This window comes from Oceanobacillus locisalsi (assembly GCF_042675985.1).
Classification (GTDB): domain Bacteria; phylum Bacillota; class Bacilli; order Bacillales; family Amphibacillaceae; genus Oceanobacillus; species Oceanobacillus locisalsi.
In genome coordinates, this window is record NZ_JBHTKK010000008.1 from 118,061 (window position 1) to 138,391 (window position 20,331).

At 38.6% G+C, this 20,331-nt stretch carries 22 protein-coding genes; 16 read left to right on the top strand and 6 right to left on the bottom strand.

Going from position 1 to position 20,331, the window contains the following annotated elements; genetic code table 11:
* The first annotated feature begins 3 nt into the window (after nt 1–3).
* Together ACFQ19_RS08720 and ACFQ19_RS08725 are read left to right on the top strand one after the other, a co-directional pair.
* The gene (locus tag ACFQ19_RS08720) at nt 4–972 is read left to right on the top strand and encodes an NAD(P)H-dependent flavin oxidoreductase (protein ID WP_379591687.1); all 969 of its coding nucleotides are present in this window, start codon (nt 4–6) and stop codon (nt 970–972) included.
* The gene (locus tag ACFQ19_RS08725) at nt 969–1,238 is read left to right on the top strand and encodes a UPF0223 family protein (RefSeq protein WP_379591688.1); all 270 of its coding nucleotides are present in this window, start codon (nt 969–971) and stop codon (nt 1,236–1,238) included. Before ACFQ19_RS08720 ends, ACFQ19_RS08725 begins: the two co-directional genes overlap by 4 nt.
* Nucleotides 1,239–1,414: 176 nt before the next feature.
* Here ACFQ19_RS08725 and ACFQ19_RS08730 read toward each other — a convergent pair whose 3' ends face one another.
* A complete protein-coding gene (locus tag ACFQ19_RS08730; RefSeq protein ID WP_379591689.1) occupies nt 1,415–2,038 on the bottom strand; it encodes a YktB family protein in 624 nt (207 codons plus the stop codon).
* A gap of 546 nt (nt 2,039–2,584) precedes the next feature.
* Here ACFQ19_RS08730 and ACFQ19_RS08735 point away from each other — a divergent pair.
* Nucleotides 2,585–2,773: a hypothetical protein gene (locus ACFQ19_RS08735; RefSeq protein ID WP_379591690.1), complete on the top strand. Its 189-nt coding sequence runs from the start codon at nt 2,585–2,587 to the stop codon at nt 2,771–2,773.
* Between the two features lie 174 nt (nt 2,774–2,947).
* Nucleotides 2,948–3,754, top strand: coding sequence for an inositol monophosphatase family protein (locus ACFQ19_RS08740; protein WP_379591691.1), 807 nt, complete (start codon nt 2,948–2,950; stop codon nt 3,752–3,754).
* Here ACFQ19_RS08740 and ACFQ19_RS08745 read toward each other — a convergent pair whose 3' ends face one another.
* Nucleotides 3,755–3,928: a DUF5325 family protein gene (locus ACFQ19_RS08745; protein ID WP_379591692.1), complete on the bottom strand. Its 174-nt coding sequence runs from the start codon at nt 3,926–3,928 to the stop codon at nt 3,755–3,757. It lies immediately after the preceding gene.
* Nucleotides 3,929–4,083: 155 nt separating this feature from the next.
* Between ACFQ19_RS08745 and ACFQ19_RS08750 the strand changes: the two genes are divergently transcribed.
* Nucleotides 4,084–4,392 carry a YlaH-like family protein gene (locus ACFQ19_RS08750; RefSeq protein WP_379591693.1) on the top strand — a complete coding sequence of 103 codons (309 nt, stop codon included), beginning with the start codon at nt 4,084–4,086 and terminating at the stop codon, nt 4,390–4,392.
* Between the two features lie 62 nt (nt 4,393–4,454).
* On the opposite strand, the gene ACFQ19_RS08755 is transcribed toward ACFQ19_RS08750, so the two are convergent.
* On the bottom strand, nt 4,455–4,658 hold the full coding sequence (locus ACFQ19_RS08755) for a YlaI family protein (protein ID WP_379591694.1): 204 nt from the start codon (nt 4,656–4,658) through the stop codon (nt 4,455–4,457).
* 157 nt (nt 4,659–4,815) lie between these two features.
* On the opposite strand from ACFQ19_RS08755, the gene ACFQ19_RS08760 reads away from it, so the two are divergent.
* Nucleotides 4,816–5,094 (top strand): hypothetical protein, encoded by a 279-nt coding sequence (locus ACFQ19_RS08760; protein WP_379591695.1) that lies wholly within the window; start codon nt 4,816–4,818, stop codon nt 5,092–5,094.
* Nucleotides 5,095–5,157: 63 nt separating this feature from the next.
* On the opposite strand, the gene ACFQ19_RS08765 is transcribed toward ACFQ19_RS08760, so the two are convergent.
* Nucleotides 5,158–5,604, bottom strand: coding sequence for a hypothetical protein (locus tag ACFQ19_RS08765; RefSeq protein WP_379591696.1), 447 nt, complete (start codon nt 5,602–5,604; stop codon nt 5,158–5,160).
* Between the two features lie 295 nt (nt 5,605–5,899).
* Between ACFQ19_RS08765 and ACFQ19_RS08770 the strand changes: the two genes are divergently transcribed.
* The 3 genes from ACFQ19_RS08770 (at nt 5,900) to pyc (ending at nt 11,327) form a co-directional block, all read left to right on the top strand.
* A complete protein-coding gene (locus ACFQ19_RS08770) occupies nt 5,900–6,181 on the top strand; it encodes a YlaN family protein (RefSeq protein ID WP_379591697.1) in 282 nt (93 codons plus the stop codon).
* Nucleotides 6,182–6,705: 524 nt separating this feature from the next.
* Nucleotides 6,706–7,890 carry a putative lipid II flippase FtsW gene (gene ftsW, locus ACFQ19_RS08775; protein WP_379591698.1) on the top strand — a complete coding sequence of 395 codons (1,185 nt, stop codon included), beginning with the start codon at nt 6,706–6,708 and terminating at the stop codon, nt 7,888–7,890.
* Nucleotides 7,887–11,327 (top strand): pyruvate carboxylase, encoded by a 3,441-nt coding sequence (pyc, locus tag ACFQ19_RS08780; RefSeq protein WP_379591699.1) that lies wholly within the window; start codon nt 7,887–7,889, stop codon nt 11,325–11,327. The genes ftsW and pyc overlap by 4 nt, the downstream gene beginning before the upstream one ends.
* 47 nt (nt 11,328–11,374) lie before the next feature.
* On the opposite strand, the gene ACFQ19_RS08785 is transcribed toward pyc, so the two are convergent.
* Nucleotides 11,375–12,289: a COX15/CtaA family protein gene (locus ACFQ19_RS08785; RefSeq protein WP_379591700.1), complete on the bottom strand. Its 915-nt coding sequence runs from the start codon at nt 12,287–12,289 to the stop codon at nt 11,375–11,377.
* 560 nt (nt 12,290–12,849) lie between these two features.
* Between ACFQ19_RS08785 and cyoE the strand changes: the two genes are divergently transcribed.
* The 7 genes from cyoE (at nt 12,850) to ACFQ19_RS08820 (ending at nt 19,915) form a co-directional block, all read left to right on the top strand.
* Nucleotides 12,850–13,794 carry a heme o synthase gene (cyoE, locus tag ACFQ19_RS08790; RefSeq protein WP_379591701.1) on the top strand — a complete coding sequence of 315 codons (945 nt, stop codon included), beginning with the start codon at nt 12,850–12,852 and terminating at the stop codon, nt 13,792–13,794.
* A 64-nt stretch (nt 13,795–13,858) separates the two neighbouring features.
* Nucleotides 13,859–14,941, top strand: a complete 1,083-nt coding sequence (coxB, locus tag ACFQ19_RS08795; RefSeq protein WP_379591702.1) for a cytochrome c oxidase subunit II — start codon at nt 13,859–13,861, stop codon at nt 14,939–14,941.
* A 40-nt stretch (nt 14,942–14,981) separates the two neighbouring features.
* Nucleotides 14,982–16,829, top strand: coding sequence for a cytochrome c oxidase subunit I (gene ctaD, locus ACFQ19_RS08800; RefSeq protein WP_379591713.1), 1,848 nt, complete (start codon nt 14,982–14,984; stop codon nt 16,827–16,829).
* A gap of 1 nt (nt 16,830) precedes the next feature.
* Complete coding sequence (locus tag ACFQ19_RS08805) at nt 16,831–17,454, top strand: cytochrome (ubi)quinol oxidase subunit III (protein ID WP_379591703.1); 624 nt, start codon at nt 16,831–16,833, stop codon at nt 17,452–17,454.
* A 3-nt stretch (nt 17,455–17,457) separates the two neighbouring features.
* The gene (gene ctaF, locus ACFQ19_RS08810; protein WP_379591704.1) at nt 17,458–17,778 is read left to right on the top strand and encodes a cytochrome c oxidase subunit IVB; all 321 of its coding nucleotides are present in this window, start codon (nt 17,458–17,460) and stop codon (nt 17,776–17,778) included.
* Between the two features lie 652 nt (nt 17,779–18,430).
* The gene (gene ctaG / locus ACFQ19_RS08815) at nt 18,431–19,336 is read left to right on the top strand and encodes a cytochrome c oxidase assembly factor CtaG (protein WP_379591705.1); all 906 of its coding nucleotides are present in this window, start codon (nt 18,431–18,433) and stop codon (nt 19,334–19,336) included.
* 123 nt (nt 19,337–19,459) lie between these two features.
* Nucleotides 19,460–19,915, top strand: coding sequence for a DUF420 domain-containing protein (locus ACFQ19_RS08820; protein WP_379591706.1), 456 nt, complete (start codon nt 19,460–19,462; stop codon nt 19,913–19,915).
* A 216-nt stretch (nt 19,916–20,131) separates the two neighbouring features.
* Here ACFQ19_RS08820 and ACFQ19_RS08825 read toward each other — a convergent pair.
* Nucleotides 20,132–20,331 (bottom strand): hypothetical protein (locus ACFQ19_RS08825; protein WP_379591707.1); only part of this gene is annotated, 200 nt, incomplete at its 5' end.

The window sequence follows — 20,331 nt, forward strand, 5'->3', positions numbered from 1 at the left end:
AATGTGTTTCAAACAAGAGTAACGAAGCTGCTAAACATAAAATATCCAATTATTCAAGGCGGATTGGCATACTTGGCGTATGCTGATCTGGCCGCTGCAGTGAGCAATGCAGGAGGGCTGGGGCAAGTGACTGCCATGAGCTTGGCTTCACCAGAAAAATTGCAGCAAGAAATACAAAAAGTAAAACAGTTAACCAATCAGCCATTTGGTGTGAACTTTGCGATTGGGCAGCATGGCAGAAAATATGACCATATGGTTCAGGTTGCTGTAGAAGAACAAGTACCTGTTGTTTCCGTTACGGGAGGAAATCCTGCCGGCGTGTTAGATATGTTAAAAGGACATCCGATAAAAAAATTGGTGTTGGTTGCATCTGTCAGGCAAGCAGTAAAAGCCGAGGAATTAGGGGCAGACGCTGTGATGGTTGTCGGACAGGAAGGTGGAGGCCATCTAGGCAGAAGCGATACCGGCACCATGGTTTTAGCGCCACAAGTTGCGGATGAACTTAATATTCCTGTTATTGCTTCCGGCGGTATCGTAGACGGAAAAGGGCTGATGGCGGCACTTGCCCTGGGAGCAGAAGGTATTGAAATGGGGACAAGGTTTATTGCAACAAAGGAAATGCAGGCGCATATAAATTATAAAAAAGCCATTCTATCTGCCGGCGAAGGGGATACCGTTGTCATTAAACGTTCTTTAGGTACTCCAGGAAGAGTATTAAGAAGTCCTTTTACAGAAAATATTTTATCTCTGGAAGAAACGTACGGGAATAATTATGAACAATTAAAGGATTATATTAGTGGAGAGGTAAACCAGAAATATATTGAATCCGGTGAAGTATCAGATGGTTTCGGCTGGGCAGGTCAAGGAGCCAGCCGTATCCAGGAAATTTCAAGCGTGAAAGAAGTTATGGAGACCATTATACAAGAAGCAAACCAGGTGAAAGAAAAATGGAATCAAGGGGTGTCAGAATGAACTACACATATCCCATGGATGAAACATGGTCAACGAATGAAATTATCGATGTTGTTAACTTTTTTTCATTAATTGAGCAGGCATATGAGAAAAATGTAAGACGGGAAGATCTTCTTTCTTTATATCGGCGTTTTAAGGAAATTGTTCCGTCTAAAAGTGAAGAAAAACAAATATTTGAAGAGTTCAAACGTTCATCCGGATATTCCAGCTACCATGTCGTGAAAAAAGCGAGAGAGTCTGATGAAACCCTTATTTCCATGAAATAAAGGGAAACTTTCTTCAATAAGGTTAATACATTGAATCAGGCTATTACTGGCTGTCTCATCTCCCGCTTAGAATTTTCATGTTTTTAAATTCTTGAAGCGGAAGTTTTCCAAATTAGTTATACTACGATAAATACCCGCCCCCTGAACAAATTTGTTTAAGGGGCGGGTAATTTATTTTATGCGTCACGGCTGTCGATTGCTAATTGATAAAGCGGGATCAGCTGTTCATATGTTTCGGTAATGGCACCAAATAATGCTTTATCATCTTGTAAGATTGGATCGTCATAAGACAAATGCCTGCCGATTAAGAATTCTGCTTTTTTAACATCACGAAAACGTTCTAATTCTTTTTCGGATAACGTTTCTAAAGAAATCGCGTCCTTTTTAGTATGATCTTGTGAGACAACAAATGAATCAGGAAGCTGTTTTATTTCATTAAAATTATCTAAATAGCTCTCTGCAATTTTTTGTTTGTTGGGTAATTCGTAAATAAGTGCCAGCCAAATAAACAAATGGTCATCAAATAAACCGACTTGAAAATGTGGATGTTTTTTATAGCCTCTTTTATTATCGGCGATTGCCAGCCATGTATCACTGGGCGGGTTAACACTTCTGCGTGCGTGTTTCGCAATATGTAAATATAGATCTTGGCCTGTTTTCTCAGACAAATAGGAGACAAGATCTTCACCTATTGCTTGAAATTTCGGCTGTATGCGATTCTGGATAGCTTCCATACGTTCATCTAAACCATCAATCGTAAAAGTTTGAAAATCCTTTTTTGTAAAGTGACGTAATTCCACAAATGTCATCCTTTCTTTTATTGTAAATCTCTATTTCTGCTATAAATTATTATTCGTTATCTGTACAAAGAAGTCAAGTGAGAGCAAAAAATGGAATGAGCTGTTATTTTTAGAAATAACTCAACTTACGCACTTAAGAATAAGCATATAAACCTTGCTGTTCTAGAATGGACAAGATCTCTATTATCATGCTTGCTTTTCGTTTAACCATTTTTTTGAACAAGATATGGTGTATAGCAACCGCTCCGGTCAAGCTCTCCGCCGCAGCGGTCATCTTACACTTCACCTTCTCCTCTTCAGCTGTACGGAAGAAACGATCAACCCTAGTCCCTATGAATAAGGAAGTTACTTTTAAAGTGCGAAAGTTGAGGTAATAAGAAAAGGTTTGAATAAGATAAATAAGGGGAAAAGAGTGATAACAATAAATCAATTTATTGTTAGGGGTGAACAATTCATCCAGTAAATCATAATATATAACACGTACATGAAACGAAAATAACAACAGGTCCTTAAGCTGGATAGAAACCCTTCATAAGGAGTGATAGGATGAAATATGTGATGGAAACTCTCCGCAGAAAAGAAGCAGAAGAACGTCTCCCTGTTATTAAATTAGAGATTGATTATGAACTGGCAACATTGCACGATGCTTTGCAGGAAGATGATACGGTACAAATCATTAAATCAAAAGAGAGATTAAAACAGCTTAGTGAACAGTGGATGCATCTGATGAAATAATATACTATCTCACCTGCCCTAATATAAAGCAGCTTTCTTTATGAGAAAGTGTATATTAGGGTTATTTGTTGATTATATGAAGCAGGCATCTTTTGCTTAGAAGTTTTTGGATTGGTTTAATGCAGAGGAGTCTGATAAAATAAGTTTACTTGCACTTTTTGGAGGCGATGTATAATGGATCAGCAACAAAGACAAGAAATTTATGAAACAGCAAGACAATGGATATATGAAGCAGGTGCTCAAATTCGCGGGCATATGAACGAACCATTAGATATTGAAACAAAATCCAATCCGAATGATCTGGTAACCGTATTGGATAAACAGACTGAGAAGTTCTTTGTAGATCGTATTCATCACCGTTATCCGGAACATCATATTATTGGTGAAGAAGGATTTGGAGATACGTTATCACAGGTCGATGGAACCATATGGATTATTGACCCGATAGACGGCACGATGAATTTTGTCCACCAAAAACGCACATTTGCTATATCGATTGGTATTTTACATAATGGTGTGGGTGAAATCGGGTTTATTTATGATGTGATGGATGATACTTTATACCATGCCAAACGTGGAGAAGGTGCTTTTAAAAATGACAGCCAGTTAGCTCCTCTGGATAAAGAGAAAAAAATCAAAGAAGCGATTGTCGGGATGAATCACTTTTGGCTGTGCGATAACAAAGTAGTGGATTATACTGTGATGCAAAAGTTTGTACGTACAGTAAGAGGCACGCGGACAATTGGCTCTGCAGCACTGGAACTGGCTCATGTTGCAGAAGGTGTACAAGATGCTTATCTAGCATTAAGTCTTGCTCCGTGGGATGTGGCAGGAGGAATCATCATAAATGCAGAGGTTGGCGGAATTGCCGGTGACGTTGACGGGAATCCGTGGAATCCCTTGAAAAGATCAGCTGCAGTTGTGGCCAATCCTTCCATACACAACTATATTATCGAATTTTTAAAAGAAGGAAGGAAATAATTATCCCTTCCTCTTTTTCTTTTTGGAAATGCCGTATCCGAAGACAGCGAATGCTAGAATAACGCATAAAATGATACCCCATACACTCCGGAAAGCAATAGCCAAACCAACTAAAATAAATAAAAGTACGACAAGACATGCTAATAATAGCATTGGAAAATCTATTTTCTTCATTTTTCAACCGCCTTTGCTATCTGTCCACAAAATAGTATAAAGCATATAAGCATGAACTTCAAAAAACAGACATATATTTTTTCATTTTTCTCTAGTCATATGTAAGCACTTTTAGTATGATAAAAGAAGCGCATAGATAAGGTGGCATGTGAATTATGGTATTTGATTATATCCTTGAAGTGAATGGAACGGACAATATTTTCTGGATTTTCTACGTGATGAATCTGATTCTTTCAGCAATAGCTTACCAATTGGGGTTTGCGAAGAAACTTCCGATTGGAAAAACGATTATTGTATACATACTATTAATGATTGGGACATTTGTTATTACCATCTTTTCAACAGTCATGCGGATGCCGACAATCGAATGTTTAATCGTTATCATTTTAGTGTTGGGCATTTACCGTTTTCGATTACATCGCGAAAGAAAACATCGTAAAGAGGTACAAGAAGACCAGGCATAGAAAATAAAAAGCAGGAACCGATATAAGCGTTCCTGCTTTTTATTTGAATAAAGAAAAGCTGTTTACAAGTAGTCATCTACTTTTTTCTCTTCCTGATAGAAGCGGAAATTTCCTGTTGCCAGCCTTTTTTTCGTATTTTCTTCAATGCGTTGGTAGCATGGAGTACATAAATGAATATTTTTTCTGCGATTGCGTAATCTTTTGGCATGCAGAGAGTCATTGTCTATATCTTCCACTTTGTCACAAATGGTGCATTTAACCTGCATGTTTCCACCTCAATTCGGTAAAAATAGTAAGACAATGTCTTTTATGCATATAGTATAGCATATTTTTAAAGTTGAAATAAATAATCAAAGTTTGAAATCTTGAGAAGCGGGAATCATAAGATTAAAACAATGTCTGATTTTTTGAAAGGATGATAGGATGAAAAAAAGATATGTTGTATCCGCATTAGGTGCAGTTGGAGCTGGAGTTGCCGGGGTATTATGGTCAGATAGAAAGAAACGAAAAAAAGAAAATTCGGCTAATGAGACACTAAAGGTTTTTGAAAATGCAGGGAAACCTGATCAATCTGAGGAAGATGAATTGGATCAGCTTGAAAACGCTAAAATGGTATCGGAAGGGTCACAATTTGGCGTACAATATTACAATGAAGTAAAGAATGAAATGAACAATTTATCTCAAAAAAATGAAAATAAATAAGAAGAAGTCCGCTTGCTGATTTGTATGATACACATACGGCAAGCGGACTTTTTTGTTGGCTCATTAATGAACATGAATTTCTTTGATATATTTAACCGGATTATCTTTATTGGAACCATCCTTATCATAAAAATGAACAGGGCCGTCTTCAAAAAGAGGTTTCCCTTCAGATGAAAAAAGTAAATAGCCATTTTTGGCATCTTCTAATGATACAGTTTCATTTTCACCGCTGCTTTTAATGAATTCTACTTCCTGCGCATCTGTTTTGGGCTCGGCATTGTTCAGAAAATCATGTAATGGAATTACGTAACTGTTTTTTAAATATTCTTCACCCTCCATTTTGGAGACGCTGCGGTTTACAGGCGGCTTATGAAAAATAAATGAACTTGTTTCTTCCTCTTCTTTTTCCGTAAAAGCATTTTCCAATTCCACTTTTCTATCATCAAAAATCCATACAGTCGGATCCAGTGTGATAGGGTATCCTACATTTCCTTTAATCATAACAATCATGCTTTATTATCCTCCTAAATTTATTTCAATTGATATATGTACCGTAAGACAACACAGGGAAGCGCTTGCTTCTTAACATAATTTGTACATAGTTCCCATTACAAGAATAGCAAAATTTGCGTTGACTTTCATCTATTTTATACCGGATGCATTTTGTGATTTCCAAATGACATTGACGTTTCAAACAGAAAGAACCAGTGTCAATTTAACGAAAATCTTAAGTTACATTTGCATTTTTACGCTTGGAGCGATAATATTATATAAAGAATGATAATATGCGGAGGGGATTATATTGATGCCTGATGTAACGATTAATCACCGTGAAAAAGCCCACGCTCTTTTGAAAGCAGATGCTGACAAGATACTTCGTTTAATCGAGGTTCAGATAGAAAATTTAACAATGCCTCAATGTCCTGTCTACGAGGACGTACTGGATACACAAATGTTCGGCTTATCCAGAGAAATTGATTTTGCTGTTCGTTTAGAATTGATTACGGAAGAAGAAGGGCGAAATCTATTAGGAGATCTGGAGAAAAAGCTGAATATACTACATGAAGCTTCACAAAATACTTTGTGATGATTACTGCCTGGAGTTGTTACAGTACAACATAAAACTTTGCCAATGTAAGGAGCGGCAAGGTTTTTTTAAAAGATGAGAGTGTGCAATGGTTCAGCGTATGCCCATTCTTATAGAGGTATCGTTGCATGTTGGAGCGCTAAGCCCAGATAGGGATTTCGGCTGAAGCCGAATACTCTGGTTAAATAAAGACGTTTTGTTCTTTATTTTTAAACCGGCAGGCTTGCGCTTTTTTCTTTTGGTACAAACAGCAGAATAAAAGAGTGCGTCATACCGTTCGTCAAAGGAGAGGCATCAAAAAATAAAATATGAACATATGTACAAAGGAAGTTAACAAACAATAGATACGATGGGATGAAGTAATGGCTTCACTCCTGATGAAATCTTTTGGACCTCCTAATTGTTTTGTATATGTAAAAAAATGTATACTGACAAATAAGAGATAAATATAACAGCTATTTCAATAAATATGATATACTGTTAAAAATCTCTTAAACTTACATAGTGACTAGGGGAAAAATATCATGTTAAAAAATTGGAAACACTTCGATTTCACATTGATGATTACACCAATTCTATTAGCCGGTTTCGGCGTAGTGATGGTATATAGTGCAAGTATGGTATTAGCTGTTGTGGAAGGATCAGACAGCAATTTTTACCTTAACAGGCAAATTGTATTTTTTATTGTGGCCCTTATCGGTTTTGTAATTACATCCTTTTTGCCCTACCAATTCTATCAAAGAGCAATGAAAATAATCATTATTGCTTGTATTATCTTGCTTGTGGCTGTTCTTTTCTTAGGAGATACAGTCAATAATGCAAGGTCATGGTTCCGTCTTGGACCGTTCAGTCTGCAGCCTGCCGAGGTTGCCAAGCTGGGATTGATTATCTATTTATCCGCTATTTATTCTAAAAAACAAGCGTATCTGGATCAATTCAGTAAAGGTGTGCTGCCTCCGCTCATTATCACGGCTGTGGTTCTTGGGTTAATTGTAGGACAGCCGGATGTCGGAACAGCTGCCATTATTTTTCTGATGGCATGTGCTGTTATTTTTGCTTCCGGTATTAAATGGAGACATCTATCTATTCTTGTGTTTGCCGGATTACTTCTGTTGGCATTTGCTATTCCAAATATGGTAACAGAAGAAAGGCTTTCCCGTTTTACGGGAGCCTATCAGCCATTTAATTCTCCAGACTTGAACGGTTATCAATTAATCCAATCCTATGTAGCAATCGGGGTTGGCGGTTTAACAGGAGAAGGATTGGGACAAAGCATTCAAAAGCTTGGCTTCTTGGTGGAAGGTCATACAGATTTTATTATGGCGATTATTGCAGAGGAACTCGGTTTTGTGGGAGTAGCTGTGGTCTTAGGTTTAATGGCTGCTATTGTTTTTAGAGGACTCTACATTTCAAGGCAATGTCCAGACAGTTTTGGTTCATTGCTGGCGCTAGGCATTTCATCAATGGTAGGCATTCAGACTTTTATTAACTTAGGCTCCATCAGCGGGATTTTGCCCATTACGGGTGTCCCTTTACCATTTGTCAGTTATGGAGGATCTTCCCTGCTTTTCATGATGATTGCCATGGGGATTCTTAATAATATAGCTATGCAAGTTAACCAGAAAGATAGTGAAAGGGAACAACTGGCTCCTAAAGCCGGCTTATTTCATAAAAAATCTATCAATTCGTACAGAGGTGGTAAAGCATGAGTGATTTAAAGCAAATAAACAAAGTATTAGTTGCAAACAGAGGCGAAATTGCGATACGTGTATTTCGGGCCTGTACCGAATTAAATATTCGCACGGTAGCTGTTTATTCCAATGAGGATTCTGCCTCCTTTCACCGATTTAAAGCAGATGAAGCTTATTTAATCGGTGAAGGGAAAAAACCGATTGACGCATACTTAGATATTGAAGGAATCATTGCTTTGGCAAAAGAAGTTAATGTGGATGCTATCCACCCGGGGTATGGATTCCTTTCCGAAAATATTGCATTTGCAAGACGCTGTGAGGAAGAGGGCATTACCTTTATCGGTCCGTCAAGCGAACATTTAAATATGTTTGGAGATAAAGTAAAAGCAAGGGAACAGGCACTGGCTGCCAAGTTACCGATTATTCCGGGCAGTGACGGTCCGGTAGATTCTTTAGATGAAGTCAAAGCTTTCGGAGAGAAGTATGGTTATCCCATTATTATTAAGGCTTCGCTTGGCGGCGGCGGACGCGGCATGCGTGTTGTCCAGGATGCAAACGAAGTAGACAATGCCTATGACCGCGCAAAGTCAGAAGCAAGAGCTGCTTTTGGTAACGATGAAATTTATGTAGAAAAATTAATTGAAAATCCAAAGCATATTGAAGTGCAGATTATTGGCGATAAATATGGAAATATTGTTCATTTATATGAAAGAGACTGTTCCGTGCAGCGTCGGCACCAGAAGTTAATCGAAGTAGCTCCAAGTATATCTTTAAAAGAAAATTTAAGAGAAGAAATTTGTCAGGCGGCAGTCGATTTAATGGAAAATGTAAGCTATATCAATGCTGGTACCGTCGAATTTCTTGTTACAGAAAATGATTTTTATTTTATCGAGGTCAACCCGCGTGTGCAAGTAGAGCATACGATAACAGAGATGATTACCGGGGTAGATATTGTTCAAACGCAATTGAAAGTTGCGGATGGCTCCGGACTGCATGATAAAGAAATTAGTATACCGACACAAGATAAGATTACAACACAAGGCTATGCGATTCAGTCCCGTGTGACATCGGAAGATCCGCTGAATGATTTCATGCCGGATACCGGCAAAATTAATGCATATCGGAGCGGCGGCGGTTTTGGTGTCCGCTTGGATGCCGGAAATGCGTATCAGGGAGCAGTTATCTCTCCGCACTATGATTCATTATTAGTAAAAGTTTCTACATGGGCGCTCGATTTTGAGCAGGCTACAATCAAAATGGTGCGAAACTTAAAAGAATTCCGTATACGAGGAATTAAGACAAATATTCCTTTTCTTGAAAATGTGATGCTGCATAATCAATTTTTATCTGGGGAATATGATACAACATTCGTTGATAAAACACCGGAACTATTTATTTTTCCGGTGCGTCGTGACCGTGGAACCAAAATGCTGACGTATATTGCGAATACCACGTTAAATGGGGTAGATGGTGCAGAAAAACAAGAAAAACCGGATTTTGATAAAATCATTATTCCTGATACGGGAGATATCCAAACACAGGTTGGCACCAAGCAAATTTTAGATGAACGTGGTCCGGAAGGGCTGGCACAATGGCTCAAAGAGCAAAATAAGGTGATGCTTACAGATACGACTTTCCGTGATGCCCATCAATCCTTGCTTGCTACACGCGTTCGTACCAATGATTTATTGAACATTGCTGAGCCGACTGCAAAATTACTACCCAATTTGTTTTCTGTTGAAATGTGGGGCGGCGCAACGTATGATGTAGCCTACCGTTTCTTAAAAGAAGATCCTTGGCAGAGACTGCTGCAACTGAGAAAACGCATGCCAAATGTGTTATTCCAGATGCTGCTTCGTGCAAGTAATGCAGTGGGGTATAAGAATTATCCGGATAATGTGGTTCAATTATTTGTGGAGAAAAGTGCAGAAGCAGGCATTGATGTGTTCCGTATTTTCGACAGCCTGAATTGGGTGGAAGGTATGCAAGTAGCGATTGATAATGTTCGTAAAACCGATAAAATTGCAGAAGCGGCAATTTGTTACACAGGTGATATCTTAGATACGGGGAGACAAAAGTATGACCTTGACTACTATAAAAGTATGGCAAAAGAATTGGAAACTGCAGGAGCACATATTTTAGGAATTAAAGATATGGCAGGACTGCTAAAGCCGGAAGCAGCTTATCAACTGGTCAGCACGTTAAAAGAGACGGTGGATATTCCCATTCATTTGCATACGCATGACACAAGCGGTAATGGCGTTTATGCTTATTCCAAAGCGATTGAAGCAGGAGTAGATGCGGTAGATGTCGCTGTCGGTTCTATGGCAGGAACGACGTCGCAGCCGAGTGCACAGTCTCTATACTATGCTTTAGATGGCACCAAGCAACAACCGGAACTGGATGTCGATAGCTTTGAAAAAATTGGACAGTACTGGGAAGGTGTACGGGAGTATTATAAAGATTTTGAAAGTGGTTTAAAAGCACCGCATACGGAAATCTACCATCATGAAATGCCAGGCGGCCAGTATAGTAACCTGCAGCAGCAGGCAAAAGCAGTGGGGCTCGGCGACCGCTGGAATGAAGTCAAATCGATGTTCCGCAGAGTGAATGATATGTTTGGTGATATTGTAAAAGTGACACCGTCTTCCAAAGTTGTGGGAGATATGGCACTCTTTATGGTGCAAAACGATTTAACAGAGGAAACAATTTATGAAAAAGGGGAATCCATTGATTTTCCGGATTCTGTCATTGAGTTCGCACAAGGATACATCGGGCAGCCTTATCAAGGTTTCCCGGAAAAACTGCAAAAGCTGATTCTCAAAGATAAGGAGCCTATTACAGTCAGACCGGGTGAATTAATGGAGGATGTTGATTTCAATGAAATGCGTGACACACTATATAATGAGCTGAATCGTCCGGTTAGCAGCCATGATTTGATTTCCAATGCACTTTATCCGAAAGTATTCAAAGATTACGAGGATTTCTTGAATACCTATGGAGATATGTCTGTATTAGATACACCAACTTTCTTCTATGGTATGAAACTGGGAGAAGTGATTGAAGTAGAAATCGAGAAAGGGAAAACACTTATTGTGAAGCTGGTTTCGATTTCTGAACCGAAAGAGGATGGCACACGAGTTGTTTATTTTGAATTAAATGGCCAATCCCGTGAAATTACCGTTCGCGATAATAATATTGAATCTGCTATTAAAGCCAATCCGAAAGCTGATAAAACCAATCCGAAACATGTTGGTGCAACGATGCCTGGAACTGTTCTTTCCATTCAGTGTGCAAAAGGAGACACGGTTAAAAAAGGACAGCATCTGATGACAAATGAAGCTATGAAGATGGAAACTTCCGTACAAGCTCCACTAGAAGGGGTTATCAAAGATATTCATGTGGAAGCAGGCAGCTCGATTGCTGTCAACGATTTATTAATAGAACTTGAATAAGGACAAATAAAGCAGCCCTCTGGCTAAAATGCCAGAGGGCTGCTTTATTACTTCTCTTTTCTGCTGCTTCGAAAAGACAGATGAATAAAGTAAGTCAGCATACCAAAATAACAAGTTATAAATAGTGCATGGATAAGTGCTACAAATATATTCAGCTGTGTAAAAACGACAAGTGATCCGGAGATAACCTGTAATGTAATAAGTGTCAATGTTATCATCCAGCCCCACTTCATAACGGCACTGTGACTGTACTTTTTCAGCATTCGAATTGTTAAAAAGAGTGTCCATAAAAATAAGATTCCAGCTGCAAAACGGTGCCCCATCTGCACCCATTGGTGGAATGAGTAGCTTGCTAGAGCGAAAGGTTCAGAATTGGAACAGAAAGGCCAATCCGGACAATCTAAAACGGAATTGGTATGTCGGACGAGTGCGCCGCTGTATACGACGGCCATTGTATACAGCGTTATAGCATAGATTTCAATCCGGTGCGGTTTTTGAATATGAATATCTTCTGTATGTAATTTTTTATCAATTTCAAAGAATAATAGCATAAGTAAAAAAACGGCAGCAAAACAAATCAAAGATATTCCAAAATGTGTAGCCAATATAAAATCGGATTGTCCCCACACTACTGCTGCTGCTCCGACCAGGGCTTGTACGATAATAAAGAACAGCGCCGAAAAGCTTAAGAATATAACTTCTTTATGATATCTGTATGTCCTCCAAGACAAAATAGCAAGTAAAAGTACCAATATACCAACTGCACCGCTGACCATTCGATGACTTAATTCAACAATCATTTCAAAATGAAGATTGGCAGGGAGGAGTTCTCCTTCACACAGCGGCCAGCTGTCCCCGCATCCATCTGCTGAACCTGTTTTTGTAACAAGCGCCCCTCCTAGAAGAAGAGGAAGCATTCCAATGGCCGTTACCACAGATAGTATTTTCAGTTTTTTCAACATATCTATGTAACCTCTCTTTTATTTAATATCCCTCGTTCTTTAAGTCTACCAAAAAACATACGGGAAACGCTTTCCAATTTTGAACAAAAAAGAACAACCGCAAAAAATGCCGAATTGAAAATTCCATTATTTATCGTACCATGTTTTATTAGAGTTTTCATCAGCAAATAAAAAAAAGCTTGCATAATTTCATTTTATTTGCTAGAAATATAGTATGGGCAGGTATGGGGAAGAACAGTTATATTTCTATCGGGGAATCTGAGCTGAGATTGCCGTGCTCTTTCCGGCAATTCTATATTTTACAGTTCACCGTTTCTTTTCGTTTAACGCTTTTGAAGCACATGAATAGTAAGAAAAAATACATAATTTATTTACTTTATCTATTTTTTAGGAAGCCCTTTCAGCTAAATGTTCAAATTGTTGTAAAATAATATATCAAAGTTCATTAGATTGTCATAGAAATCCATGCTATAATGAGATGAAAACGGAATACATAAGAACGAAAAGGCGTGTATTCTGTTTATTATTATGTCTTCCTACTGGTACGAAGGGGGGAAATTATGGATAAAGTAGATATAACTTATTCGGAGTTAATTGGTAACACAACGATTTCTACCAAAGAAAAAATAACTGTTTTTCTGTCAGAAGTGAAGGCGCTTATAAAAATCGGAATTGTCAATTCAAATTTAATTACAGCAATCACAGGTTTTTTAGTTGCCATTGCTTTAACGAACGCCTCCTTTAGCGATTATTGGGGAGCATTTCTTTTGATGATAATTGGAAGTGCTTTAGTAATTGCCGGCGGTTGTATTATCAATAACTGGTATGATGCAGATATTGATCCTAAGATGTCCAGGACGATGAAACGACCTACTGTAACAGGGTTCTTTTCATTGCGGACAGTACTTACAATGGGAATTATAATAAGTATTCTGGGGATTTCAATATTAATGTTAACCACCTGGTATGCAGCACTGTTTGCTTTTATAGGCTGGTTTGGTTATGTTGTATTATATACGATATGGTCCAAAAGAAGGTATACATTAAACACAGCTATCGGAAGCCTATCAGGCGCAATGCCTCCTGTTATCGGCTGGGCCGCAGTCGATGCTTCTTTTCATGTGGTTCCGCTTGTCATGTTTATGATTATGTTTATATGGCAAACACCGCACTTTCTTGCATTAGCAATGAAGAAAAAAGAAGAGTACAAGGCAGCTGGCGTGCCAATGCTGCCGGTTGTAAGAGGGATGGGTATAACCAAACGGCAAATTGTTGTTTATATTGCTTGCCTTTTACCCTTGCCGTTTTTGCTACTTCCTGTATTGGGATTAACGTTTACGATAGTAGCAACCATTTTAAATGTCGCATGGCTGGTTATCGGTTTTATTGGATTATTTACGGAAAAAGATATGAAATGGGCTAATTTGGTATTTATATTTTCATTGAATTATTTAACAATTCTTTTTCCATTAATGATTATTGTGACACTGCCGATATTCAATTGACATTTGTTATTCCTTGAAATTTTTATATAGAAGGAAAGAACAAAAGAAAGAGAGGTATGCTTATATGAAAGGTTGGATGGGAAAAACGAAAGTATTATTCGTATTCACACTGCTTGCATTTCTTCTTGCAGGGTGTGGAATCGAAAACTTGACTGCACTTGAACCAAAAGGGTATGGAGCAGACAGAGCTATGGATCTTATTCTTCTGACCACATTAATCATGGTAGGCGTATTTGTTGTGGTTATGGTAATTTATGTGATTACACTTGTTCGTTTTCGCAGAAAGAAAGGGCAGGAAGACCATATTCCGGAACAAGTAGAAGGAAACCATAAGCTGGAAGTAATATGGACAGTGATTCCGATTATATTGGTGTTAATTATTGCTGTACCGACTGTTTTGGTAACATTTGATTTAGCAGATGATTCCAGCGCAGATGAACTTACAAATGTCAATGTCAAAGGAAACCAATACTGGTGGCATTTTGAGTATCCTGGCGAAGAAGTACAAACAAGTCAAGATCTTTACATTCCTACTGGCGAACGCGTTTATTTACATATGCTTTCTTCTGATGTTATTCATTCATTCTGGGTCCCGTCAATCTCCGGGAAAATGGATGTTAATACAGAGAACGTAAATACAATGTACATTGAAGCCTATGAGGAAGGTGTTTACTGGGGAAAATGTGCTGAGCTATGCGGGCCTTCGCATTCCTTAATGGACTTTAAAGTCATCGCGGTATCACCTGAAGAGTATGATCAATGGGTGGAGGACATGCAAAATACGGATGCGGAAGCAGAACCTGAAACTGCGGAAGCGCAAGAAGGTCAAGAACTATTTGAGGCTAATAACTGCATGAACTGTCACGCGATTGATGCTGCCGCTTCTGGTATTGAAGCCGGACCGGAGAACAACGGACCAATTGGACCAAACTTATCCAACTTTGGAGATCGTTCCAGGGTAGCCGGTGTGCTGGAGCCTGATCATGAAAACCTTACAGACTGGTTAATGGATCCTGAATCTATTAAGCCGGGGAACCATATGACCGGCCAATATCCGGAACTCAGTGAAGAAGAAGCGGAAAGAATTGCGGATTATTTAATGCAATTACAACCTTCAGAGATTACACCTGAAAGCGCAGGAGAATAAAAAAGAACGACTGTTATAAAGGGAGGTTTATAATTTGGGTATGACTAGTGCTCAAAAACGCGGTTTCGGAGCTGTCTTATGGGATTGGCTGACGACTGTCGATCACAAAAAGATCGGTATTCTTTATCTTGCTGGAGGCGGATTATTTTTCCTGTTAGGCGGGCTTGAAGCTGTTATTATTCGTATTCAATTGATTACACCAGAAAATAATTTTATCAGTGCCGGTCTATATAATGAAATGATTACTATGCACGGTACAACCATGATTTTTCTTGCGGCAACCCCATTGTTATTAGGACTGATGAACTTTGTGATGCCGCTGCAGATAGGAGCACGAGACGTTGCGTTTCCATTTCTAAACTCTTTAGGGTTTTGGCTATTCTTTTTTGGAGGTGTGTTATTAAATCTCAGCTGGTTTACTGGAGCACCTGACGCCGGTTGGACCAACTATGCTCCTTTATCCATAGAGTCACCGGGCCACGGTATCGACTTTTACATTATGGGACTGCAATTATCCGGGGCAGGAACATTAATGGGAGGTATTAATTTTATTGCTACAATTGTATTAATGCGTGCACCGGGTATGACTTATATGAGAATGCCGTTATTTACATGGACCACGTTTGTAGCAAGTATTTTAATATTATTTGCTTTTCCAGCATTAACAGTTGGATTATTCTTAATGATGTTTGACCGTATGTTTGGTTCTGCATTTTTCGATGCAGCACTTGGCGGAAATGCCGTTATTTGGCAGCATTTATTCTGGATATTTGGACATCCGGAAGTATACATTTTGATTTTACCGGTATTCGGTATCTTTAGTGAAATTTTCCCGACATTCGCCAAAAAGCGTTTATTCGGTTATACAGCGATGGTATTTGCAACTTTCTTGATTGCATTTTTAGGCTTTATGGTATGGGCTCACCATATGTTCACAGTAGGGCTTGGACCGGCGGCTAACTCTATCTTTGCCGTTGCAACCATGGCAATTGCAGTACCAACAGGTATTAAAATATTTAACTGGCTGTTTACTCTTTGGGGAGGCAGTATCAAAGTCAATTCAGCAATGTTATGGTCATTAGCTTTTATTCCGTCATTTACTATTGGAGGAATGACCGGTGTTATGCTGGCCTCTGCTGTTGCTGACTATCAATATCATGATACGTACTTTGTTGTTGGGCACTTCCACTACGTTATTGTCGGAGGAACCGTTTTTGGTTTATTAGCAGGTTTACATTACTGGTGGCCAAAAATGTTCGGAAGATACCTGCATGAAGGAATGGGACAAATATCCTTTTGGACCTTCTTTGTAGGATTCCATTTAACGTTCTTTATTCAGCATTTCTTAGGTTTAATGGGAATGCCGCGACGTTACTGGGTGTTTTTAGAAAACCAAGGATTGGATACAGGTAACTTTATCAGTACGATTGGCGCCTTCTTTATGTCGTTTGGTGTGATTGTATTTCTGATTAATATCATTCATACAGCAGTCAAAGGTAAAAAAGCACCTGCTGATGCTTGGGGATCTGGACGTACGTTAGAATGGACTATTTCATCACCGCCAGTCCACTATAACTTTAAGCAAATGCCATTAGTTCGCGGGCTGGATTCATTTTGGATAGAAAAAACAGAAGGCAATAAAAAAATGACACCGGCAGAACCGGTAGATGAAATTCATATGCCAAACGGTTCTATTCTTCCGTTCATTATGACGGTCGGATTCACGATTGCTTCCTATGGTTTTATTTATCAAACGGGCAATTCATACTGGTTAATTGCTGTATATGGAGGCATGGCAATTGCATTAATTTGTATGCTGATCCGTTCATTAAAAGATGACCATGGACATCATATCCCTAAAGAAGAAATAGAAAGGGCGGGTGATTAATATGAGTCATGATCATTCCATTGATCCAGAGAACATGCCGAAGGATCCTTCCAAAGCAACGGCAGAAGGAAAACATAAATTTATGGGATTGTGGGTCTTCCTTGGCGGTGAAACCGTGCTGTTTGCCTGTTTATTTGGTACGTACCTTGCTTTGAAAGATTCCACAGCCGGAGGGCCGTCCACTCAAGAATTATATGGTCTCGGCCTGGTGTTCTTAATGACAATGTTGCTTTTAACCAGTTCTTTAACAAGTGTGTATGCTATTTATCACATGAAGAATAATGATTTTAAGAAAATGCAGTTATGGATGGGCATTACAGCATTATTAGGTATAGCTTTTCTTGCATGTGAGGTTTATGAATTTGCACATTATATTCATGACTATGAGTTTACTTTCCGTTCTTCTGCATTCGGCTCAGCGTTCTATGCTTTAGTCGGGTTCCACGGAGGACACGTTGCATTTGGTTTAGCCTGGATTATCGCGTTAATGGTACGTAATGCGAAGCGGGGCTTGAATTTGTATAATGCACCAAAATACAACACCTTTGCACTATATTGGCACTTTATCGATGTTGTTTGGGTATTTATCTTTACAGTTGTTTATCTGATGGGGATGGTGAGTTAATTTATGACAGATGAAATGAGTACTAGAAAAATTAATTCGTTCCAAAAGCAAAAGAATAAACAAGAAATGCAAAGAATGGTTGTCAGCTTTGCGTTAATGATATTTTTTACAATCGTAGCATTTGCTCTTGTTGCGATGGAGATACCATCCACTTATGTGATTCCGATCTTGTTGCTTCTTGCATTTGTTCAGGTAGGATTTCAGTTTTTCTACTTCATGCACTTGAAAGACAAAGGGCATGAAGTACCTGCTCAAATTATTTATGGCGGGATTTTCATTACTGTGATGATCGCATTAACTTTTACCATCATTACTTGGTGGTAAGCAAGGCAAGTTGAATTCCATCTATTTGAAATTAAAAAAGCTATGATGATTAGATTTTAAATCATCATAGCTTTTTTTGCGATAGAAAGTGACACATCATACAGTGAGGTGTGTCATCTTCTGCTTATATAACTTGAAATTAATATTTTCCTTCCTGACACTCGCTACGGAAAAACACTACGCTTTCCATGGGCTTGTCCTCAGCCTTTAAAGAAGACTTGCTGATTGGCAAGCCGTCAGGCGCTGACAGAAGCAAAGTCGCTCTTTCATCGACTAAGAACGGTCACGTCCTGTGACCAACGTCGATACTAGGACGTCGTGTCCGTCGTGCCCCACGGGTAGAAAAAGAAGACCGCTTTTTCTGCGGGGTCTTCACACTACGCTTTCCCATAGGAGTCTCCGTGTTTTTCCTTCGCTAGTTATGGTGCTTAATTCTAAAATAAATGACTTCATTTTTTAGCACAAAAGACAGGTTTATTAATTCAATTTATATAGAAATTTTATTTTTAATTTTTTTGAAGGGAGAGAGTTACAGACAAAACTACCCTTCGATAAAATAGAGTTGTTTTAAAATCGTCACAATCCTCCTAGAGAATTCTTGTTCATTTTAAGGTATAATAGATAAAGTAGACAAAACTGGAGATGATCTGGTATGTGGTTAGATATACAAATATTTGGTTTTCGGGCGTTATGGAGTCCGTACTTTATGTTGTTTGTTGCGCTCATTATGTTAGCCTATTTTCTCATAACGGGGCCTTATCGGCATAAGTTTGGTAATCATGATAAAGTATCTGTGAAGCAGCAAGCATTTTTTTATGCCGCCATGGTATGTTTATACGTAGTAAAAGGTTCGCCAATTGACTTACTCTCACATATTACACTGACTGCTCATATGATCCAAATGGCTGTTTATTTACTTGTAATGCCGATATTGATTATCAAAGGCATCCCTGCCTGGTTATGGAGGAAAATAATTGACCGGCCTGTTATCAGACCAATTGTAGAAATAGGTACGAAACCTTTAATTTCATTATTACTATTTAATGGTTTATTTTCGGTTTATCATATACCTGTTTTCTTTGAATTCACAAAATCCTCGACGGTTGTGCACTGGGTGGTTCACGGGTTATTATTGTTTGCAGCGTTTTTAATGATTTTTCCATTGCTGTCTCCTTTGAAGGAATTTGACCAGATGCAGCCTTTGTTGAAAATTGGTTTTATTTTTGCAAACAGTGTATTAATTACGCCGGCATGTGCACTCATTATTTTTGCTGCAGAACCGTTATATGCTACGTATACACAGGGAGGCTCCTGGATGCAGGCGATGAGCCTCTGTGTACCGACAGATGTTTTACAAGGACTTGCCCCTGCATTAACTGGTCCGGAAATGTTTACGCCGCTCAGCACCATGATTGATCAGCAGTTAGGCGGTATTATCATGAAGATTATCCAGGAAATTACTTATGGAGGCATCTTAGCCACAGTTATCTTTTCTTGGGTTAGAGGGGAAAGTAATAAGATTGATCCGCTGCCGTCAAACCCGGTAGAATCACATTGAAGAGAAGGTGCTGGAAGGGAAACCGTAAAAATTCAAGTGTATATTCATGCATAATGACGGTTTTTCTTCATCTTTTCTTCATACCTTTTAAACGTATATTTAGAAATACTGGAGGACAAAGAAATGCATTTATTACCAACAATTAGTACATTTTTTATAGCTTTAAGTGCGATACTTGTAGCAATAGGCTGGATTTTAATCGTGAAAAATAAAAGAAAACAACATAAAGCTGTCATGATCTCAGCGGCTGTCAGCGCCCTGTTATTCTTTATTATATACGTATCACGTACGGTTTTTGTAGGAAATACAAGTTTTGGTGGACCTGAAAATATACAGACGTACTTTACGATTTTCCTGATATTCCATATTATTTTAGCAACGGTTGGAGCGATATTTGGGATTGTGACGCTTGTACTGGCGTTCAAGAGAAATATTAAGAAACACCGTAAAATCGGTCCTGTAACAAGTGTTATTTGGTTTTTCAGTGCGATTACAGGAGTTATGGTTTATATTTTTCTATACGTATTATACGAACCGGGTGAAACTACCAGTATGATTAAAGCGATTTTAGGTTTATAAGCGGCAGTTTATTTTACTGCATCAGGATCTATATTTAAAGGATACAATGCTTCTTCAGGAAGTAATGTATCCTTTTTCTATGTTTGGAAAAGCAACATTTTAGGTGCCAAGAATAAGGTGCAGCAATATTATCAGATGATGAATCTTATGAACAATAAAAAAGAGATAACACATCTTTCACAAAAGATGTGTTATCTCTTTTTGACAAATTAAATTTTAAGAGTAACGACCGCTGTGGAAGAACACTACGCTTTCCATGGGGAAGGCTTCAGCTAACTTGAAAAGAAGCCCGCTTTTCAAGTGGATCTTCAGCTCGCCCTGCGATGCACAAATGTTTTCGATGGGGCGAGTAAGCGCAGCAACGGTTTTAATAGACCGAGTAATCGCAGGTCTCAATGTTGTCAGGTTAATGAATT